The sequence below is a fragment of the Wolbachia endosymbiont of Onchocerca ochengi genome (genome assembly GCF_000306885.1).
GTDB lineage: Bacteria > Pseudomonadota > Alphaproteobacteria > Rickettsiales > Anaplasmataceae > Wolbachia.
On sequence record NC_018267.1, the window covers coordinates 389,596 to 407,568 of the forward strand.

Below are 17,973 nucleotides of genomic sequence, written 5' to 3' on the forward strand. Positions count from 1 at the left end.
TTATTGAGTATTGCTTTGAATAATATGATATAGAGGAACACGTTATCAGTGATTGCTATTATTGATTTTGGTTCACAATTTACACAGCTTATTGCAAAACAAATCAGAGAAATGGGTGTTTATTGTGAGATATTCCAAAGCAACATTAATTTTGAAGTAATGTCAAAATGCAATGGATTTATTTTCTCTGGAGGACCGCAATCTGTCAATGATAGTTATTCTGATATAGATGGAGTAGCACGTGAGATTATAAAATTTAACGAGGTAACGAGTGTTCCTATACTTGGGATATGCTATGGACAACAAATTATTTGTCATCATTTTGGGGCAAAGGTAAGAAGGGAATTCAAGCAAGAATTTGGTAAAATTAAGATTAAAATACTAAAAGAATCTCCTATTATAAAAGGTACATGGAATATTAATTCTGAAGTAGATGTATTGATGAATCATGTAGATAGTGTTGAAACTATACCACAAGGGTTTACTGTTATTGCATCAGGTGTAATAAATCAAACAATTGCAATAATTGTCAACGAACAACGTAAGATATATTGTACTCAGTTCCATCCTGAAGTTAAGCCTACGACAAATGGTAGTAAGTTGCTTTCTAATTTCTTGGATATTACGAATTGTAAAAGAGATTGGACGGTGAAATCACTTGTTGAAAAACAGAAGAGGAAAATCAGGAATTTAGTAGGTAATAAGAAAGTAATCGCTGCGGTAAGTGGTGGAGTTGATTCGAGTGTTGCAGCAACTCTCACATATAAAGCTATAGGGAAACAATTGAATTGTATTTTTATTGATACTGGATTATTACACAGGAGCCAGATTATCACTATGTTGAAAGAAATTCCTGTGAACTATGTTAATAAATCAAGTTTGTTTTTGAATAGATTGAAGGGAATAATTAATCCAGAGGAAAAGCGAAAAATTATTGGTAGCACTTTTATCGAAGTGTTTGAAGAAAAAGCAAAGGAAATAGGTAATGTAGCCTTTTTGATGCAAGGTACCATCTATTCTGACGTAGTTGAATCAGGACACGCTTCAGGATATGCTAGTACAATTAAATCTCATCATAATGTTGGTGGATTGCCAGAAAAAATGAATCTAAAGTTGATGGAACCTTTACGCTACCTGTTTAAAGATGAGGTAAGAATGCTTGGAAGAGAAATTGGTCTTTCAGATAAAATATTATTTCAACATCCTTTTCCTGGACCTGGGCTCGCAGTAAGGATTATAGGTGAGGTTAATGAAGAAAAGGTACGAATATTACAAGAAGTGGATGAAATATATATTAATGTAATGAGAAATTATAATTTATATGATCAAATATGGCAGGCTTTTGCTGTACTGTTGCCAATAAGAACTGTAGGTGTCATGGGAGATAGTCGTACGTACGGGTATGTTTGTGCTTTGAGAGCCGTGACATCTTCTGATGGTATGACAGCTGATGCATTTCCATTTGAAAATAAAAGTCAATATTCATCAATATTTTGGAGTTTTTTACAAGATGTCAGCAGCATAATCGTTAACAATGTTTCCGGGGTAAATAGAGTCGTATATGATTTAACTTCTAAACCACCAGCAACTATTGAGTGGGAATAAAATCTAAAGTTGTTTTTTCTCTTTTTCATACAGCATACTTTTTTTTATATTGTTTGTAGCTTCTACAAGCAATGCAAATATCAATGAAGAGTATAAGTATCCTTTTGGTAATTCTATATTAATCCCTTCAAGGGTTAGGTATACACCAACAAGTAAAATAAATAAGATGGCAATTGTTTTTAGTCTTGTACTAGATTTAATTAACTGAACAGTGTAACTCGATAAGAATATCATTACTAATATAGAAAATGTACACGCTATAGCAATTATAGCCGCGTTGTGAGTTAATACTATAGCAGTTAATAAAGAGTCAACTGAGAAGATTAAGTCTATTAATGTGATTTGTAATATAACTAAAAATGGTTGTGATTTAATATCTATTTTTTTTTCAGATTGCTTGCATAAAAAAATGTCATTCTGTAACTCTATGACACTTTTAATGATGAGAAATAATCCTCCTGTTATCATAAGTAAATCTTTTACTGAAATGTTTAGCGATGCAGGATGAAATATAGGTTTTTGCATTGATAATATGTATGATGTAAAAAACAGTGTTATAAGACGCATTAACAGTGCTAGTCCAAGACCTGCAAGGCGTATTCTTTCTTTTAGTGTATTTGGTATCTTATCTAGAGATAAAGAAATAAAGATCAAATTATCTATGTTAAGTATAATTTCAAGTAATGTAAGCATTAGTAAAGTTTGAGCTTCAGCTAACATTTTCATTTCAGATTCAGCTATTCTATTCTACAGTAGATATGTAAAAATTAAGTAACTTCTACTTGGACGAAAGTGCAGGTCAAGTTTCTCTGCACTATACCATTGTGGCCTTAGTTGCTAGTATGTTGTAGTGGACTAACAATTTATTAGTAAATTTGAATTTTCTTTCTATAGCCTAAAATCAGATCATTATTAATATGTAAATTCATATCGGTTATTATTTATTATTTTCTTTTCTTAAGAAGTTACTTGAATTATACTGCAAATCATGAATCTTAAGCAAAAAATTAAGTTTTTTTCTCTATCATTTATAATTTTGTTTTCTTTATGGACTATGTTATCCGGTAATTTTGAGACGTTTTTTGTTCTTTGTGGGGTATTTTCTTCTGTGTTCACATTATTTATCTTTAAACGATTGATAAATGCTGAAAGTGCTTTCAGTCAGATCTTAAATGGTGCAAGTAAATTATCGTTTTATAAGTTACTAGTAAATTATATGCCGTGGTTAACATATCAGATTATTTTATCAAGCATTTATGTAACAAAGAAGGTTTTACAAACTAAACTTAAACTCAAGCCAATAATCATTGTAAAGAAATGCGAAGGACATAACAATAAAAGTATTGCATTATTTGCAAATTCAGTCACGATCACTCCTGGTACTTTGACTATCGATGTTGCAAGAAAACAGCAAATATATCTTTCTACTGTATGTTTGATGGATGAAAGCTTTAAGAGTGGCGTTTATAAAATAGAGAACGAAGTTTTAAGGCTACTACATTTAATTAAGTAATTGCTTTAAATAAATTAGTAGCATTATCATATTCTCTTACTGGGCTTTCAAACATTTCTTTTGGAAGGCTATTACCAACAATAAAGGGTAATGATTATATAAATTTTCTAATCTTAATATGTTATTTTTTTCTCATTGTTGAATTTTTATGGAAAAATATTTTCCATAATTTCAATAGTAATAGCTTTATCTAAGAAAACATTTTTACTTGTTATATTTACTCTTATCAAGATAGTATTCTTTATTTGTATAAAGGTTAGACAATCGAGCTATTCATGTATAAGGTTGCTGCTTTTGACAAGCAGTTATCAGCATATTTACAATTTTTTATTATTTTCCACTGAGTAACCTGAAGTTTACTTATTTTTATGTTATGCGATAATTTACTCATTCGGTTTTCTCTATTTGTATTTGGCCTAGTAATTAGATTATACTAGTACTTTTTTAAATAAATGATAATGTGATTACAAATGCTACCTAGCTGTGTTGTTGGTATATTTATATACAAATGGTTTAATATTAATTAGCATTATAGCTAATTTTAGTTATGTATATGATGCTTTATACTGTTCAGCAAAGCATAAAACATAAAGTGAGAAGTTTTTCCATCTATAACAGAGAAAATTTGTTAATATAATGTTGTTCTATTCTTTATAAAATAGGTTTTCTATCGTTAGCTATTTTATTAATATTGACTTTCACATAAGTTCTAAATTAATTATATCAGTGGAAAAGATAAAACTCGGAGTACTGATTTCAGGTAGGGGATCAAATATGCAGGCCCTAATAAAGGCAGGCCAAGATTGCAGTTTTCCTGCAGAAGTTGTATGTGTTATTACAAATAACAATAAGGCAGCTGGCTTGAAAATAGCAAAGCAAGCAGGTATCTCAGCATTTATTGTTGAGAATAACCCACTTGATGCTGATAGAATTCACGAAATACTTGTTCAACATAAAGTTCATTTAATTTGCCTCGCAGGGTTTATGAGGATTTTAAAAGCTGACTTTCTGACTAAATGGCATAATAAAGTTATAAATATTCATCCTTCTTTACTTCCATCTTTTAAGGGTTTAAGTGCTCAAGAGCAAGCTTTAAAGGCAGGTGTCAAAATTACAGGTTGTACCGTGCATTACGTTACTCCTGAGGTTGATGCTGGAAGCATAATCGCTCAAACTGCTGTGCCAGTGTTACCAAATGATAATATTCAAAGCCTTTCAGAACGCATTCTTGCTGAAGAGCATAAGTGTTACGTGGAAGCAATAAGGTTGATAGCAGAAAATATTAATCATTAACCTTAGGTACTTCTTCCAACTTTAACAAAAAACAAATTTTCAGGATCCAGTAAAGAGTTTGCTAATTTGTTTACTTCTTCTAATTTAACGTTATTAATGATGTTTGCATAATTATTTATGCGATTAATATCATGATCATTTATTTGTGTGTCATTAAGCAACATTGCTATGTTTGTATTATTGAATAGGAAAAAGGTAAGATTATTTATTAATCTGATTTTTACATCCTTGAACAATTGCTTATCAATTCCTTCCTTTTTTATCCTGCTCAATATATCTTTCACTGCTGATATAGCTTTGCTAGCAGTGGAGCTATCAGTGCTTATAAATCCAATTATAGCGTTTCCATGTTTATTGGAAATAATACTCATATTAGCACTGTAAGTAATACCCAAATTTTGCCTTAACTCTTTCATCATTATTGAATTTAGCTCCATGCCGCCAAGAGCATTAATTAAGACAATAGCGTTATAATAATTGGGGTCTTCATAAGTTATACCTTTCTGAGCAAAAAGTATTATACTTTGTGGTATATCCATAAAAATGCTCTCGCTTTCTGCAGGGCCGAAATCATTTTTTACAGGTATTTTTTTAATTATCGATCTTTTAGGTGGTAGCTTGAATAAATATTTATCCAGTAGTGCACTAATTTCTTCTTTTGTTGCACAACCAGCAACACTGATAACTATGTTATCTTTAGTAAAATTACGCTTTATGTATGTTAGAATATCTTCTTTAGTAATGCTCATTATAGTGTTAAAAGTTCCATATTCACTTTTTGAATAAGGGTGCTTTTTAAACAAAAGCATGTCTAATTTCTTGGTAGCAACAAAGTGAGGTTTTTTTTCAAGATTATTAAAATTAACTTTAGCTTTTTCAAAAATTCTATTTAACCCTTCAGGGTCAATTTTAGGACGCATTATAGCGTCGCTTAGTAGCGAAATTGTGTCTTCTAAGTTGCTAGATAAAGTGTTTAATGAAACTTTAAATGCTTCTAGGCTGGTGCTGAAGCTTAGATTTATTCCTTTATCTTCAAGCTTTTTTGCAAAACCTTTGGAATCATTTTTTCCTGCTCCTTCTTGAATTACAAGAGAAGTAAGCCAAGTGAGTCCCTGTTTTTCTTTGTTCTCATACGCATAACCTGCATTCTTGAACGATATATTCAGTGAAACCTTCGGTATATCACAATTTTTAACAAATAAAAACTTAAATCCTTTACGGGTAGTGACCTCTTCTATATTTATTAGGTTACTACTTGCTTGTAAGTTAAAGCCTAGACAGAAAAAAAGTAGAAATACAAGTTTACTTATTTTCATTATAACCTCCTTTTGGTAGCAAACGACCGATTAACTTATCAGTAGAAAAGATAGTACGGATTTTACTATTTACAGTATCTAAATCAATGTTGTTAATCTTGCTGTATGAAATGTCTATTTCATTAAGTGGAATACCAAGTGCTAAATATGGTATATAAAATATTGCTGTATTAGTTAAGTCAGATAGCTTATCAAATTGTGCTGATTTATATTTTGACTTTGCACTTTTCAACTCTCTACTTGTTATTCCTTCAGAGATAAAATTGTTGATGGCATTATCTAGCTCTCTTTCAATAACGTCCAACTTTATTCCGCTTTTTGGAATTATTTCGATATCAATATAGCCATCACTGAAAGCTAAACCATTATAGTGGGCATTTGTTGAAACTGCGATACCTTTATCTAAAACTAAATTTTCATATAGCTTACTAGACTTGCCACCTCCTAAAATATCAACTGCTAAATCAACAACAAAGATTTCATCTATGCGCTTAAATAAAGGAACACGGTAGCGAAAGTATAAAACAGGTTCTTTTACTTCAGTACTTTCTAAAGTTACCAACAGATCTGCATTATGTGTTGGATCTTGATTTGGGTAATATCTAATTACAGGCTTAGCTTCAATTCTCCCATATTTCTCTTCTGCTAATCTTACTACTTCATCGAACTCTACATCTCCAACAATCATTAGTATTGCATTGTTTGGGTGATAATAGTTGTTATGAAACCTTATTATATCATCTTGATTGTAAGTTTTGATATCACTCTCCCATCCAATAACGGATCTTCCGTAGCCAGTACGGTAAAATGCATTGTTCATTTCTTCCCACAATAAATTGTTAGGATGATTATCGAATCTCATCTTTCTTTCTTCTAATACAATGTTTTTTTCTATATCTATTTTATCTTGAGTAATGTTAAAGTTGCTCATTCTGTCTGCTTCAACTTCCATTACTAATGGTAAGTCTTTTTTGAGAGCTAGTTCGTAGTAACAGGTATATTCCCTAGTGGTAAACGCATTAAATTGCGCTCCAATGCTACTCATGGTTGATTCTATATCTTTAAATTTTCCCGTAGTTTTAAACATTAAATGTTCAAAATAGTGAGCCAATCCTGCTTTGCCAATTGGATCATCCATTCCTCCAACTTTATATATTACTGCGTGTAAAACAGCTGGAATTCGATGATTAGGTACGACATAGATATCCAGTTTATTGCTAAGTTTAGCATATTTTATGTTGTATTCTGCACTTATGGCTTTCAAGGGAATTGAGTAGATAAAAAAAAGCATGGATAATATAAAGAAACTAAAAAACTTGTAAAGCATTGCTCTAACCTAATATAATTTAACTTTTAAGACTATGACCTTATTCCTCGCTCTATTTTGAAATGAATCTGTTGTGTATGTACCACTTATATAACAATATAAATGTTCCACAGGCTATATATATATCTGCTAAATTAAAGGCTGGCCAGTACCAATTGCCAATATGAAAATATATAAAATCGTATACAGCTCCCCAGTAGATTCTGTCAGCTACATTTCCAATTGCCCCACCGACCATAAGGGAGAAACTAAAATAAGTTAGTTTATCATTAGATTTGTGTATTAAATATATGAGTATGCTAATTATTAGTATTGAAGATATTGAAAAAAAAAAGTCACTATAAGGTAAAGTGCTGAACATTCCAAAACTAATTCCTGTATTCCATACTTTAACTAATTTTATGAAGCTAGAAACTTCGATTGACTTTCCTTCATCAATTAATGAATTTATGTATAATTTGCTCATCTGATCAGATGATGCCATAATTAGTATGGCAATTAAACATAATTTTTTCATAAGTTTGCCATTAATTGATAAGCTTTAAGTATATCGTGATTTATTTGTTTTGTTAATTCATCAATACTATGAAATCTTTTTTCTGATCTGATAAATTTAAAAAGTTGTATATTAACGTTACAACCATATACATCTCTATTAAAATCGAATATATGCATTTCTACTATAGGCTTTTTCAAGTCCTTGAACGTAGGTCTCATACCAATATTAACTACTCCATATAGCCAATTTGGATTGATATCAGAAAATGCTGCTTTAGCACAATATGTACCAAACTTGGGTTTTATCATGCAATCTTCTATCGTAATGTTTATAGTTGGGAATCCTATTTTCCTACCTCTACATGCACCTTTTGTTACAATACCAGAAACTTGGTAAGGCCTACCAAGTAACTTATTAGCAGTTTCTATTTCACCTTTTTGTATGTGTTCTCTGATTAGAGAAGAGGAACAAACTTTTTCATTAATCATCAATGGTTCCAATTTAGCTAAAGAGTATCCATATATTTCAGAACGTTTTTTTTAAATTAATGTGTTACCCAATCGTTTATAACCGAAAGTGCAACTTTCTCCAACAATTATGTATTCTGCGCCATATCTATTTATTAAAATCTTGCTAATGAAATCATTAAAGCTTACTTGAGCAAAACCTTCATTAAAATTAATACTATATAAGTAATCTATGCCGTAGTTGCTGATTAGCTCTTTTTTCTGTTTTTGGCTTATTAAGCTGAAATTATTTCTGTTAAATAAAATAGTTGATGGGTGAGGCTCAAAAGTTAGAATTACAGAGGATAATTTTCTTTCCTGAGCTATTTTCTTTAAAGAAGAAATTGCAAATTCATATCCTAAATGCACGCCATCAAAATTTCCGAAAGTTTAATGCTACGCTACTTTTTATCCCTTGTTTGCAGTCATAAACAACTTTTATATAACTTGATATTTTATAAATATTTCTATATATAATAGGTATATTTTATAAACTACCGAGGTAAATCGTGAAAAATACTAAAGAAAAGGTTGTAATATACGTAAGGCAGTATTGTCCATTCTGCAAAGAAGCAAAAGAGCTGCTAGACAAAAAAGGGGTGGAGTATAAAGAAATCGATGTGATTGAAAACTCAGATTTGTTTGATGATATAAAATTGAAATATAATGTTAGAACAGTTCCACAAATCTTTGTTAATGATGATAATGGCAATTATATGTACCATATTGCTGGTTGTGATAAATTGATAAATCTTGACAGAGAAGGAAAGTTGGATTATATATTAAACAATAATAAGGATTATATTGGTGTTACTGCCTATACAGATAGCAATTGTGAATGTGAAGAATATATTATACCACCAGATGATAATTTTATGTAGTTTCTTATCTCGTTTTCATTGTTTTTCAATTTATAAGTGAAAAATTAGTATACTTGCTTAAGTAATTTTTAATCCATTAAAAATACAATTCACTTGGTAAGTTTTTTAGTGGGTAGAAATGACAAGGAATATTTTAATTGTTGATAAGAATTTGATTAGTGTTGAACTAGTTAATAAACAAGATTTAGAAAATTTCATTAAGATTTTCACAGTGCTTAATAAACACGTAGCAGCAAAAACTCTTTTTACAGAAGAAGTGAGAATAGAGTATGAACAACATGACAACATAGAGGTTGTTAATTTGCTAAAGAGTTCAGGTTTTATATATCATGACGTTGAAAATATATTACTTCACTTGAATAGACATGGGATGGAGATACCAAGCGACGTTGTAGCATGCACTCTCTTTTCTGCATATAATAGTAAACTTGAAGCTAAGGATGTGGTATTTTCCCTTTTTGATGGTTCTCCACAATTTAATATTAGAGTAAATAAAAACGTTTTCATAATAACTCCTATGAATGAAGAGAATTTAGAGTTAGATTCGCAAAATAGTAGAATGTTTATAGAGTTATTAAAGCGTGGGGAAAGTATGTATGATTGTGTAGTGAAGGAGAATACTATTAATATAGTAGTATATTTTGGAGTATATCAGGTTATAAATTCAATTGTAAAATTACTAATAAAATCTTGTTTTTTAGCACAAGAGGAAGAAGTGAAATTCAAAAAGAGATTAGAACAACTTGCTTTTAAAGATCAAGTGTTTGGTGAGTACTCCAGCATTAAGACTATAAATAGATATCCACACAACCATCCTTTGAAAAAGTATGAAAATATTACTAAAGGTATAGAAAAGATTTTATCTAGTTTTGTAATAAATGAGAACAGTGAATTTACTATAGAGCAACTAAATAAGCTAAGCTTAGAGGTTTCTCCTGATACTCCAAGAATTATTACTAAAACTATAGATAAGCTTGTTAAATTTCACTAGGGTATTTTACATGTTATTTCCGTGGCTAAACTATAGAAATAATGCTAAAGTTAAAAAACCTTGAATCGCCAAAATTTCTCTTTGCCTTTACTAATTCCAATTCTTGGAGTGCAGACGTAATCTGGCTTGAGATGGGATTCGTAAACACAAAATTCATGGCTTATAGTAAGATCTCGTTTATTATATTCTTTTGTAATATTCAGTCTTTTGCATAGTATTCCTGGCCCATTTAGATTTACTTCGAGCGGTTTAATAAGCTTCAACCCTCGTATTAATACTGCAGCTGGAAATCCTTCTGTTTCTGTTACGATATTTAAACAGTGATACATTCCATATATAAAATACACGTATGAAAATCCAGGCATGCCAAACATTACTGAAGTTCGGTTAGTATAGCCTTGTGCTGCGTGACAAGCTGGATCGTCTGTTCCTATATAGGCTTCAACCTCAGTTATTATCCCACTAAAGCTGGAAAACTTTAATGTTTTTCCTAACAACTTTCCGGCTACAATCAAAGTTGGCTGTTTATAGAAATTTCTTGGTAGTATTATATTATTCATTATAACATTATAAGTTACTTGTATTTACAAGTAACTTATAATGTTTTTGTTTTTCCCTATTTAATTAAGAGGATATATACATCTCTGAGAAACAGGAGCTTGATGTTCTTGTGGTTTATCTATACCTGTTACATTTGTTGAAGGATGTTGCAAAACTTTGATTAATTCAGAGCTCTTTTGTTGTAATTGTGATGCTAATGCTTCATGTAAAAATTTTGCTTCACATTTCTTGCCTACTTTTACTTCTTTATTTGCACGTAATTGTTCTTCAGTAATGCCATTATCTTTGATAAGCTTTATGGAGCCATCGTCGTTAATGTTAATTTTAATATTACATTCTTTTTCTCCGGCATACCATTTTATAGTCATTTGATATGATCCATTAATTACTTCATAAACTCTTTTTCCATTATCATTAATATAGCAACATGCTCCTCTTGTCTTTTTTTGATTAGGGTAGCAAAATGTGATTGTTTTTACATTGTATTTTCTACATATGTTGCCACTTAGAAGTTTGGTTACATTTACTTCTTTTTCACTATCATTTAACACAACTCTTATAGAAGGGTAAACGATATCATTTTCCCTTTTGGCTTCTTTGAGTCTTATAGATTCTATAGTGTTATTTACTATGTTTTTAGATATCTCATTTTTGATTTGTTCAGATATTTTGCCTGTAATATCTTTGCCATTATACTTATTTTTACCACGAGCAAAGGGCTTTGGGTTTGTGATATTGGTGGAAAGGTTATTTTGCAATGAAAAAAACTTATTCCATGCTTCGTCATCATCAAGAGTGATGCTATGCTCGCCTTTGTCTAATATTGATTTAGATATATTTTGATTGCTCAAATCACCAGAAAGTTCTTCTTTCACAATTATATCAGGATTATCATCTCCCCTTACTTTCTTATTCAGAGAAATAAGATGCTCCTCTTGTTTTTTTTTGTTTGGTTTTAAATCTGTCTCATTAAAAGAAGGTTCTTCTGCCATAAGTGCATAAGGACTTTCGACTTTGCCCTTAATTGTAGAACAGATAGCTTTCCAAAGTTTTCTAATCTTGTCTAACATATACTTCTCCATTAATATTGACGTATAACTAGTATAAAAATATTATATCAGTTAGTCAATATTTCAGCTGTTTAATATTGAAGGCTAAAATACTTTTCCGCTTAGTTAGTTAGAACGTGTTCCCATGGTATGCACTTTATAAAAGTGATTTTTATCAAATAAAGCTCTACCATTTCTTCAATACACCGCTATTTTCAGATAGCGCAGTGGATATGGTGTTAATTTGAATGCTCCTGGGATATTACCTTAAATAATTCATATCTAATTTATTTAGTCTCATTTTATCTATGCTCAATTTTTGATAGCGCGGAGTCAGAAATTTCGTGAGTATTTTTTTATCATCTTTCATTTCGACAAAATTCTTTGTTCTTCTGAGTAATCTCAAAGCAATTCTGGAGTGCCACGTACACGATAAGCAATTTTCCTGTATTGCACCCTTCTGATTTGATCAGAAAGAACTCTTGCGCCTCCTTTATTATAATGTTAACCAGCTCTTCAAAAGGATGAATTCGAGATGCAAAAGGATACCAAAACGTTCTCTCAACGATGCGGAAAGTAGTCTAAGGCGTGTTATTGCTCCAATCAACGTAAAATGGTGGTAGGTCTATTTTTAGAGTGCGAGTAGATGGGCCTTCACCTACTAATATGTTTAGGCGGAAATATTCTATAACAGTATATAAAACTTCTTTAATGTTGTGGTTTGATTTGTGATTTTGTTGTAAATAAAACGTCTTTTGTATTTAAAGTAGTAAGTACTGCAGCTAAATTTCCCAGCTTTGTTAAGTAAAGAATCAGAAAAGTTACACGAAAGCTGACTCTTAATTTTTTAGAAACAGTTTATGCTAAAGTTGTTTTTCCAATTCCTGGGGAGACCATACAATAGAATGTGATCCAAAGCTTTAGTTCTTGTCTGTGTGCAGCATTTATAAACACTCTTAAATTTTGTATTAATTCTTTTTGCTAGACAAAATCATTAAGCCGCTTGGCTCTAATATTTAAATTCCATATACCTTCAGTATATTCTTTATCAAATAGTATTATTTTTATAATGTTGAAAGTTCCTTAAGCGCCATACAAATAATGTTCTTAATATTCAGGTTTAGCGATTTGTCTTGTGTTTTTTATTATATCGTAGGCTTTCATTTTTTTATATCCAAGATCTATCAAAGCTGAAACAGAATCTTCTTTAATCGGATGAAAGTTATTATTATTTATTTTCGATTTATTCACTTTGCTACTCAGTTTAGTAATAATTTGATTTATGAGCTTCAAACCGAGTTCACTTATTTTGAGTGCAACTTTCTTCTCGCTTGTGATTGCTAAAAACATCTGTTTTGGAGTTAATTTACTCAAAATTATATTGCAGTTCTATAGATAACACAGCTTATCTTACAATTAGCAAACTTGCTGCTCCTCTTTGTTTATAAAAGCATATAGCTGAATAATGTTCTCTCTATTATTCACATAGTTTCAATAAACAATTTGATTTTACCTTCAATGGAAGCCTTTATTTAAGGCTTTAGATGAAAGCTATACTATATAGCAACATCCTTTGCATTCAATATTATATGGTTGCTCTGAATTTTATCGACTGTTCCACTTAAATTTCCTATCATTGCTTGCTAGTTTAGTGATTGCTTTAATTTTTAAGAAATCTACTAAACAGAAAAAAGGCAAGGGACCATGATAAATAATTGTTTACTTTCTCAAATTGATGTTCTACGCTATGCTGTGCTTAAAAAACTTTATGAGCACTCTCAACTTAAGAAGTTAAGAATTTAGATAAAATTAATAAAGATATAGGTACACATAGTGCGAGAAATTAAACATAAGACATCAACTATATAGCATCACCAATCGTTTCAACCTTGCATGGGTTAAAGACAATTAAACATCCTCAGTATTGTAAGAAGAGAGCTAAAAAGTTTGTTAAATGTTTTTTTATTTCTGTGGCTGAAAAAGTCTGAATGCGTTAGCTATTTGCGTGATATCTTTCTTGTAAGCCTATATTCATATTATTTTCCATAATAATTAAAAGTTTGTAGAAAGTTAGTATAAATTCATGTATTTATAAGACTATAATACTCAAAAATACTTGGTTTATGGAAAGTTTCATCAGAGTTAAGGGTGCGAGAGAACATAATCTACAAAGTATAGATGTTGATATACCAAAAAATAATCTAGTTGTTATAACTGGGCTAAGTGGTTCTGGTAAATCCAGCCTTGCATTTGACACAATTTATGCAGAGGGTCAACGTCGCTACATTGAAAGCCTATCAACCTACGCACGTCAATTTCTTAACGTAAAAGATAAACCAGATGTTGAGTCGATTACAGGCCTCTCTCCAACAATATCCATTGATCAGAAATCGATCTCAAAGAATCCAAGATCGACAGTTGGGACCGTTACTGAAATTTATGACTATCTGCGCTTAATATATTCCAGAATAGGAGTTCCTTACTCACCTGTAACTGGATTACCGATAAGAAAACAGACTATGTCTCAAATTGTAGATACTATAGTGGCGCTACCTTTGGAAACTGAAGTATATATACTTGCTCCCATTGTACGTGGTAGAAAGGGGGAACATCTTAAAGAGATATTGGAAATTAAAAGGCAAGGTTATGTAAGACTAAAAATAGATGGCAAAATATATGATATAAATAACTTACCAAAGCTTGACAAGGGCAGAAGACATGATATCTTTGTGGTTACAGATAAGATATTAATATCAGATGATATAGGAAATCGATTGCCAAGCAGTATAGAGTCAGCATTGAGGCTTGGTCACGGGTTAATGTATGCAGAAATAATAGGCTTGCCTAACAATCATAATTCCAATTATAAAAGTGGTCATATCCTAACCTTTTCTGAGAGTTTTGCATGTCCGGAATCCGGCTTTACTCTTGAAGAAATAGAACCAAGATTCTTTTCTTTTAACAGTCCTTATGGTGCATGTGGATCATGTAATGGGCTTGGTAAAAAACTAAGTATTGATGTAAAGCTAATAGTGCCGGATGAAACACTTTCAATATCTGAAGGCGCTTTAAAACCAGTAGGGTCAGTATTCAATCAAATGCACATAAATTATGGGTTTATAAAAAATGCAATACTATCATTGGCTGAAAATTTTAAATTTAGTCTTGATCTTCCATGGAAGGATATAGATCAAAAAGTAAAAGATATGGTACTTTTTGGTTCTAGAGAAATGAAATTTCAAGGTTTGGTCAATATCTTGGAAAATCAAATAGATTATGATAAAACACTTATTGAGCGATATTGTTCTGTTACTTACTGTAAAGAATGTAATGGCTACAGATTAAGAGAAGAAGCACTTACAGTAAAAATTGATGAAAAACACATAGGTGAAATATCTAAACTCGATATTGATGAATCTCTTAAATGGTTTGGAGATTTGCCAAATAAACTTACGGAACAACAGAAGCAAATCTCAATTAGAATACTAAATGAAATAGTTAAGAGATTGACATTTTTAAAGAATGTAGGATTGAGTTATCTTACACTTGATCGTGAGTCCAGCACTCTCTCTGGTGGTGAGAGCCAAAGAATTAGGCTTGCTTCACAAATAGGTTCTGGTTTAACAGGTGTGCTGTATGTGCTTGATGAACCTTCGATAGGTCTTCATCAGTGTGATAATTATCGATTAATTGCCACACTCAAAAGCTTGAGAGATATAGGCAATACTGTGATTGTTGTTGAGCATGATGAAGATACAATAATGGCTGCTGATTATGTAATCGATCTTGGTTCTGGAGCTGGTGTAAATGGAGGAAGAATTGTTGCAGAGGGAACACCAGGTCAGGTGCGAAAAAGCTTAGAAAGCGTAACAGGACAATATTTAAGCAGAAAGAAACGGATTTTGATTCCGAAGAAGAGGAGAAAACAAACAACTCAGTTCATAAAGGTAATTAATGCGTGTGAGAATAATTTAAAGAATGTAAGCGTTAAGTTTCCTATAGGGAATTTTATTTGTGTTACTGGGATATCAGGGGGAGGAAAATCAAGTTTAGTTGTAGAAATACTATATAAATACTCAGCATATAAAATATATCGTTCATCTGTAAAGTATGGTAAGTGTGATAAAATAGAAGGCCTTGAGTATATAGATAAAGTTATAGAAGTCGATCAATCACCAATCGGTAAGATTCCTGCATCAAATCCAGCAACATATGTAGGTATTTTTACTCATATAAGGAATTGGTTTGCAGGTCTTCCAGAATCAAAAGCACGAGGTTACAGTATAGGCCGATTTTCATTTAATATTAAGGGAGGAAGGTGCGAAGCGTGTAAAGGTGATGGATATTTAAAGATAGAAATGCATTTTCTACCGGATGTTTATGTAAAGTGTGAGCAATGTAAAGGTCAACGGTATAACCGGGAAACATTAGAGATTACCTATAAAGGTAAATCAATTTCTGATGTGCTTGATATGACGATAGATCAAGCTTGTGATTTTTTTGGAAATCTTCCAATGATAAAAGAAAAGTTAGTTTCTTTGCAGGAAATAGGGCTTGGCTATGTAAAACTCGGGCAACCATCAACAACGTTGTCTGGGGGAGAAGCACAGCGAATAAAACTATCTAAAGAGCTCTCAAAACGATTTACTGGTAAGACATTATATATTCTCGATGAGCCAACAACTGGATTGCACTTTGAAGATGTAAATAACTTATTAAAAGTGCTTCATAAATTAGTCGATTTAGAAAACACTGTTATAGTTATAGAGCATAATTTGCACGTTATAAAAACTGCAGATTATATAGTAGATATCGGACCAGAAGGCGGAATAAAAGGTGGAAAAGTGGTTGCTACAGGCACTCCGGAAAGTATAATAGATATACCAGAGAGTATTACAGGTAGATATCTTAAGCCATACTTACTCAACGGTATAAAATCATCACAATAACTGCAGTATGTGAGACGGTGAGGTAGATGTTCATGATAAAGAAATATGAAAATTTTTTTTGTCGACTTACCTGCTATTTATGGTGAAGTACTAACGAAAAGTTAGGTGAAAGTGATAATCAATACAGTTTAGATAAAAAATTGCTTGATGTTTTAAATGAGTTAGTGACCGATATGCATCATTAGGTAATTTCAATTATATTAAATATATAATTCCTTTTCTAAAGACAGGATCTGATTCAAATGTGCAAGATCGGAGTGAAGGTTTCAGTTGAAATATATTACTAAAAATAAGTGCTTTTAGTCTATTCGGCACGCTTTTTTCACTAATCTAAAGTCAGAAAAGGGTTACATTACCTGTAGCAATTAGGCACTTTATGATGATCTAATGTATGGCTCTGATGGTAATGCAAGGTGGTTTTTGATAGATTAAGTAATTTTAGCTTAGAAGATGAGGATTTGAACTGTAGTTCAAGTGGATTATCTTTTTCTAAAAAACTTATTTTCGGTGAAGCTAAAAATAGCATTAATTGCGATAGATAAGAAGTCTGAAAAAAGTGTTTTAGGAAACATTGAGAAAAGGGTAAAGAGTTTCTTAAAGAAAAGAACAAGACTGAGTTTATGTTGTAGTTATTGTGGAAAAACTTTAATAAATTGATATTAAAAGAAATGGAAAAAGCTATTGTTCAGCTTTATGTAAATTTATTTTCTTCAAACCGTAATACTTAATGTGTTCTATTATGTTGATAAAAGTGGTGGCGACGAATGTAAAGCTTTAGGCTAGATCATAAAGGGAGCATAAGTAATCTGTTGTTAAAAGTGGAATATGATAAGGATTTTTCTTCAGTGATATCAAGCTTACAAAATGAGTATTATAACTTTGATTGTTTAAATAACCTTAGTAAACAATGTTAGAGTAGAGAAGAAGAACTAAAATATAGTATATAAAGGTTATTGTAAATAGAGAATAAACTCAAGAAGGGAGCTAAAAAAAGTAGAAATAGATAATGGGTATTTTTATGTAAAATAACTATAAGATAGTACTATTAAACCTGTGAAAATTTTGAACAATAAAGAAGCTTAAGATTTAAATATAAGAATTAGCCTACTTTAAATAGAGAAAAGTGTAGTAAAAATTGAAAATGAGAAAGGGAAAAAGAAATTATATAGATGTCTTGCATAAGTTGGTATTGAGATGTCTTTTATTAAATTAGGAAAGATAATAAAAATATAAAGGCAGAAGTTAGTGATGAAAACAAAGCAAAGTTTAGTAAGTTAAGAAATAGATTAAGTTTAAGTAAAAGATGTTTCTTAGAAGAAGAAGGTGTTTTAGAGGTGCCTGTAGTTAAGAGTGTTAAGAAAAGTGGCTATATATTTATCTATAAAGTTTGCAAAAGTATAGGTGATTCTATTACTTCTATAAGTAAAGTTTTCTTAAGGTTATTCCAAGAGACAAGTGGAATGTTATCAAGGATATAAAATTA

Annotated in this window: 12 protein-coding genes and 3 pseudogenes; 6 read left to right on the top strand and 9 right to left on the bottom strand. The window is 31.0% G+C overall.

What is annotated here, in order from left to right; all coding sequences use genetic code 11:
• Positions 1–48 precede the first annotated feature (48 nt).
• Positions 49–1,605 carry a glutamine-hydrolyzing GMP synthase gene (gene guaA / locus WOO_RS01500; protein WP_014868925.1) on the top strand — a complete coding sequence of 519 codons (1,557 nt, stop codon included), beginning with the start codon at positions 49–51 and terminating at the stop codon, positions 1,603–1,605.
• A 3-nt stretch (positions 1,606–1,608) separates the two neighbouring features.
• Here guaA and WOO_RS01505 read toward each other — a convergent pair whose 3' ends face one another.
• Positions 1,609–2,325 carry a TerC family protein gene (locus WOO_RS01505; protein WP_044135480.1) on the bottom strand — a complete coding sequence of 239 codons (717 nt, stop codon included), beginning with the start codon at positions 2,323–2,325 and terminating at the stop codon, positions 1,609–1,611.
• A gap of 268 nt (positions 2,326–2,593) precedes the next feature.
• Between WOO_RS01505 and WOO_RS01510 the strand changes: the two genes are divergently transcribed.
• Together WOO_RS01510 and purN are read left to right on the top strand one after the other, a co-directional pair.
• Complete coding sequence (locus tag WOO_RS01510; RefSeq protein ID WP_014868927.1) at positions 2,594–3,118, top strand: Na+/H+ antiporter subunit E; 525 nt, start codon at positions 2,594–2,596, stop codon at positions 3,116–3,118.
• Positions 3,119–3,844: 726 nt separating this feature from the next.
• Entirely contained in the window at positions 3,845–4,411 is a 567-nt protein-coding gene (gene purN, locus WOO_RS01515) for a phosphoribosylglycinamide formyltransferase (protein ID WP_014868928.1), read from the top strand.
• A gap of 2 nt (positions 4,412–4,413) precedes the next feature.
• On the opposite strand, the gene WOO_RS01520 is transcribed toward purN, so the two are convergent.
• The 4 genes and pseudogenes from WOO_RS01520 to ribF form a co-directional block, all read right to left on the bottom strand.
• Positions 4,414–5,727, bottom strand: a complete 1,314-nt coding sequence (locus WOO_RS01520; protein WP_014868929.1) for a M16 family metallopeptidase — start codon at positions 5,725–5,727, stop codon at positions 4,414–4,416.
• Positions 5,714–7,054 (bottom strand): M16 family metallopeptidase, encoded by a 1,341-nt coding sequence (locus WOO_RS01525; RefSeq protein WP_014868930.1) that lies wholly within the window; start codon positions 7,052–7,054, stop codon positions 5,714–5,716. The genes WOO_RS01520 and WOO_RS01525 overlap by 14 nt, the downstream gene beginning before the upstream one ends.
• Positions 7,055–7,106: 52 nt before the next feature.
• A complete protein-coding gene (lspA, locus tag WOO_RS01530; RefSeq protein WP_014868931.1) occupies positions 7,107–7,571 on the bottom strand; it encodes a signal peptidase II in 465 nt (154 codons plus the stop codon).
• Positions 7,568–8,501, bottom strand: a pseudogene (ribF, locus tag WOO_RS04340) (riboflavin biosynthesis protein RibF). The gene lspA and the pseudogene ribF overlap by 4 nt, the downstream one beginning before the upstream one ends.
• A 67-nt stretch (positions 8,502–8,568) precedes the next feature.
• Between ribF and WOO_RS01540 the strand changes: the two are divergent.
• Both WOO_RS01540 and WOO_RS01545 read left to right on the top strand, forming a co-directional pair.
• The gene (locus WOO_RS01540) at positions 8,569–8,940 is read left to right on the top strand and encodes a glutaredoxin domain-containing protein (RefSeq protein WP_014868932.1); all 372 of its coding nucleotides are present in this window, start codon (positions 8,569–8,571) and stop codon (positions 8,938–8,940) included.
• Between the two features lie 118 nt (positions 8,941–9,058).
• Positions 9,059–9,931: a hypothetical protein gene (locus WOO_RS01545; RefSeq protein ID WP_014868933.1), complete on the top strand. Its 873-nt coding sequence runs from the start codon at positions 9,059–9,061 to the stop codon at positions 9,929–9,931.
• 50 nt (positions 9,932–9,981) lie between these two features.
• Here the strand turns inward: WOO_RS01545 and WOO_RS01550 are convergent, their stop codons facing one another.
• The 4 genes and pseudogenes from WOO_RS01550 to ruvA form a co-directional block, all read right to left on the bottom strand.
• On the bottom strand, positions 9,982–10,491 hold the full coding sequence (locus tag WOO_RS01550) for a DNA-3-methyladenine glycosylase (RefSeq protein WP_014868934.1): 510 nt from the start codon (positions 10,489–10,491) through the stop codon (positions 9,982–9,984).
• Between the two features lie 60 nt (positions 10,492–10,551).
• A complete protein-coding gene (locus tag WOO_RS01555) occupies positions 10,552–11,562 on the bottom strand; it encodes a hypothetical protein (protein ID WP_014868935.1) in 1,011 nt (336 codons plus the stop codon).
• Between the two features lie 101 nt (positions 11,563–11,663).
• A pseudogene (ruvB, locus tag WOO_RS03820) lies at positions 11,664–12,609 on the bottom strand (Holliday junction branch migration DNA helicase RuvB).
• Positions 12,606–13,178: pseudogene (gene ruvA / locus WOO_RS01560) on the bottom strand (Holliday junction branch migration protein RuvA). The pseudogenes ruvB and ruvA overlap by 4 nt, the downstream one beginning before the upstream one ends.
• Positions 13,179–13,664: 486 nt before the next feature.
• Between ruvA and uvrA the strand changes: the two are divergent.
• Positions 13,665–16,490: an excinuclease ABC subunit UvrA gene (gene uvrA / locus WOO_RS01565; RefSeq protein WP_014868936.1), complete on the top strand. Its 2,826-nt coding sequence runs from the start codon at positions 13,665–13,667 to the stop codon at positions 16,488–16,490.
• The last annotated feature ends 1,483 nt before the right edge of the window (positions 16,491–17,973 follow it).

Coding starts and splice junctions, on each gene's coding strand:
- WOO_RS01550 (WP_014868934.1), bottom strand. CDS start 10,491: ATGAATAATATAATACTACCAAGAAATTTCTATAAACAGCCAACTTTG.
- WOO_RS01510 (WP_014868927.1), top strand. CDS start 2,594: ATGAATCTTAAGCAAAAAATTAAGTTTTTTTCTCTATCATTTATAATT.
- WOO_RS01545 (WP_014868933.1), top strand. CDS start 9,059: ATGACAAGGAATATTTTAATTGTTGATAAGAATTTGATTAGTGTTGAA.
- WOO_RS01520 (WP_014868929.1), bottom strand. CDS start 5,727: ATGAAAATAAGTAAACTTGTATTTCTACTTTTTTTCTGTCTAGGCTTT.
- WOO_RS01555 (WP_014868935.1), bottom strand. CDS start 11,562: ATGTTAGACAAGATTAGAAAACTTTGGAAAGCTATCTGTTCTACAATT.
- lspA (WP_014868931.1), bottom strand. CDS start 7,571: ATGAAAAAATTATGTTTAATTGCCATACTAATTATGGCATCATCTGAT.
- WOO_RS01505 (WP_044135480.1), bottom strand. CDS start 2,325: ATGTTAGCTGAAGCTCAAACTTTACTAATGCTTACATTACTTGAAATT.
- WOO_RS01525 (WP_014868930.1), bottom strand. CDS start 7,054: ATGCTTTACAAGTTTTTTAGTTTCTTTATATTATCCATGCTTTTTTTT.
- uvrA (WP_014868936.1), top strand. CDS start 13,665: ATGGAAAGTTTCATCAGAGTTAAGGGTGCGAGAGAACATAATCTACAA.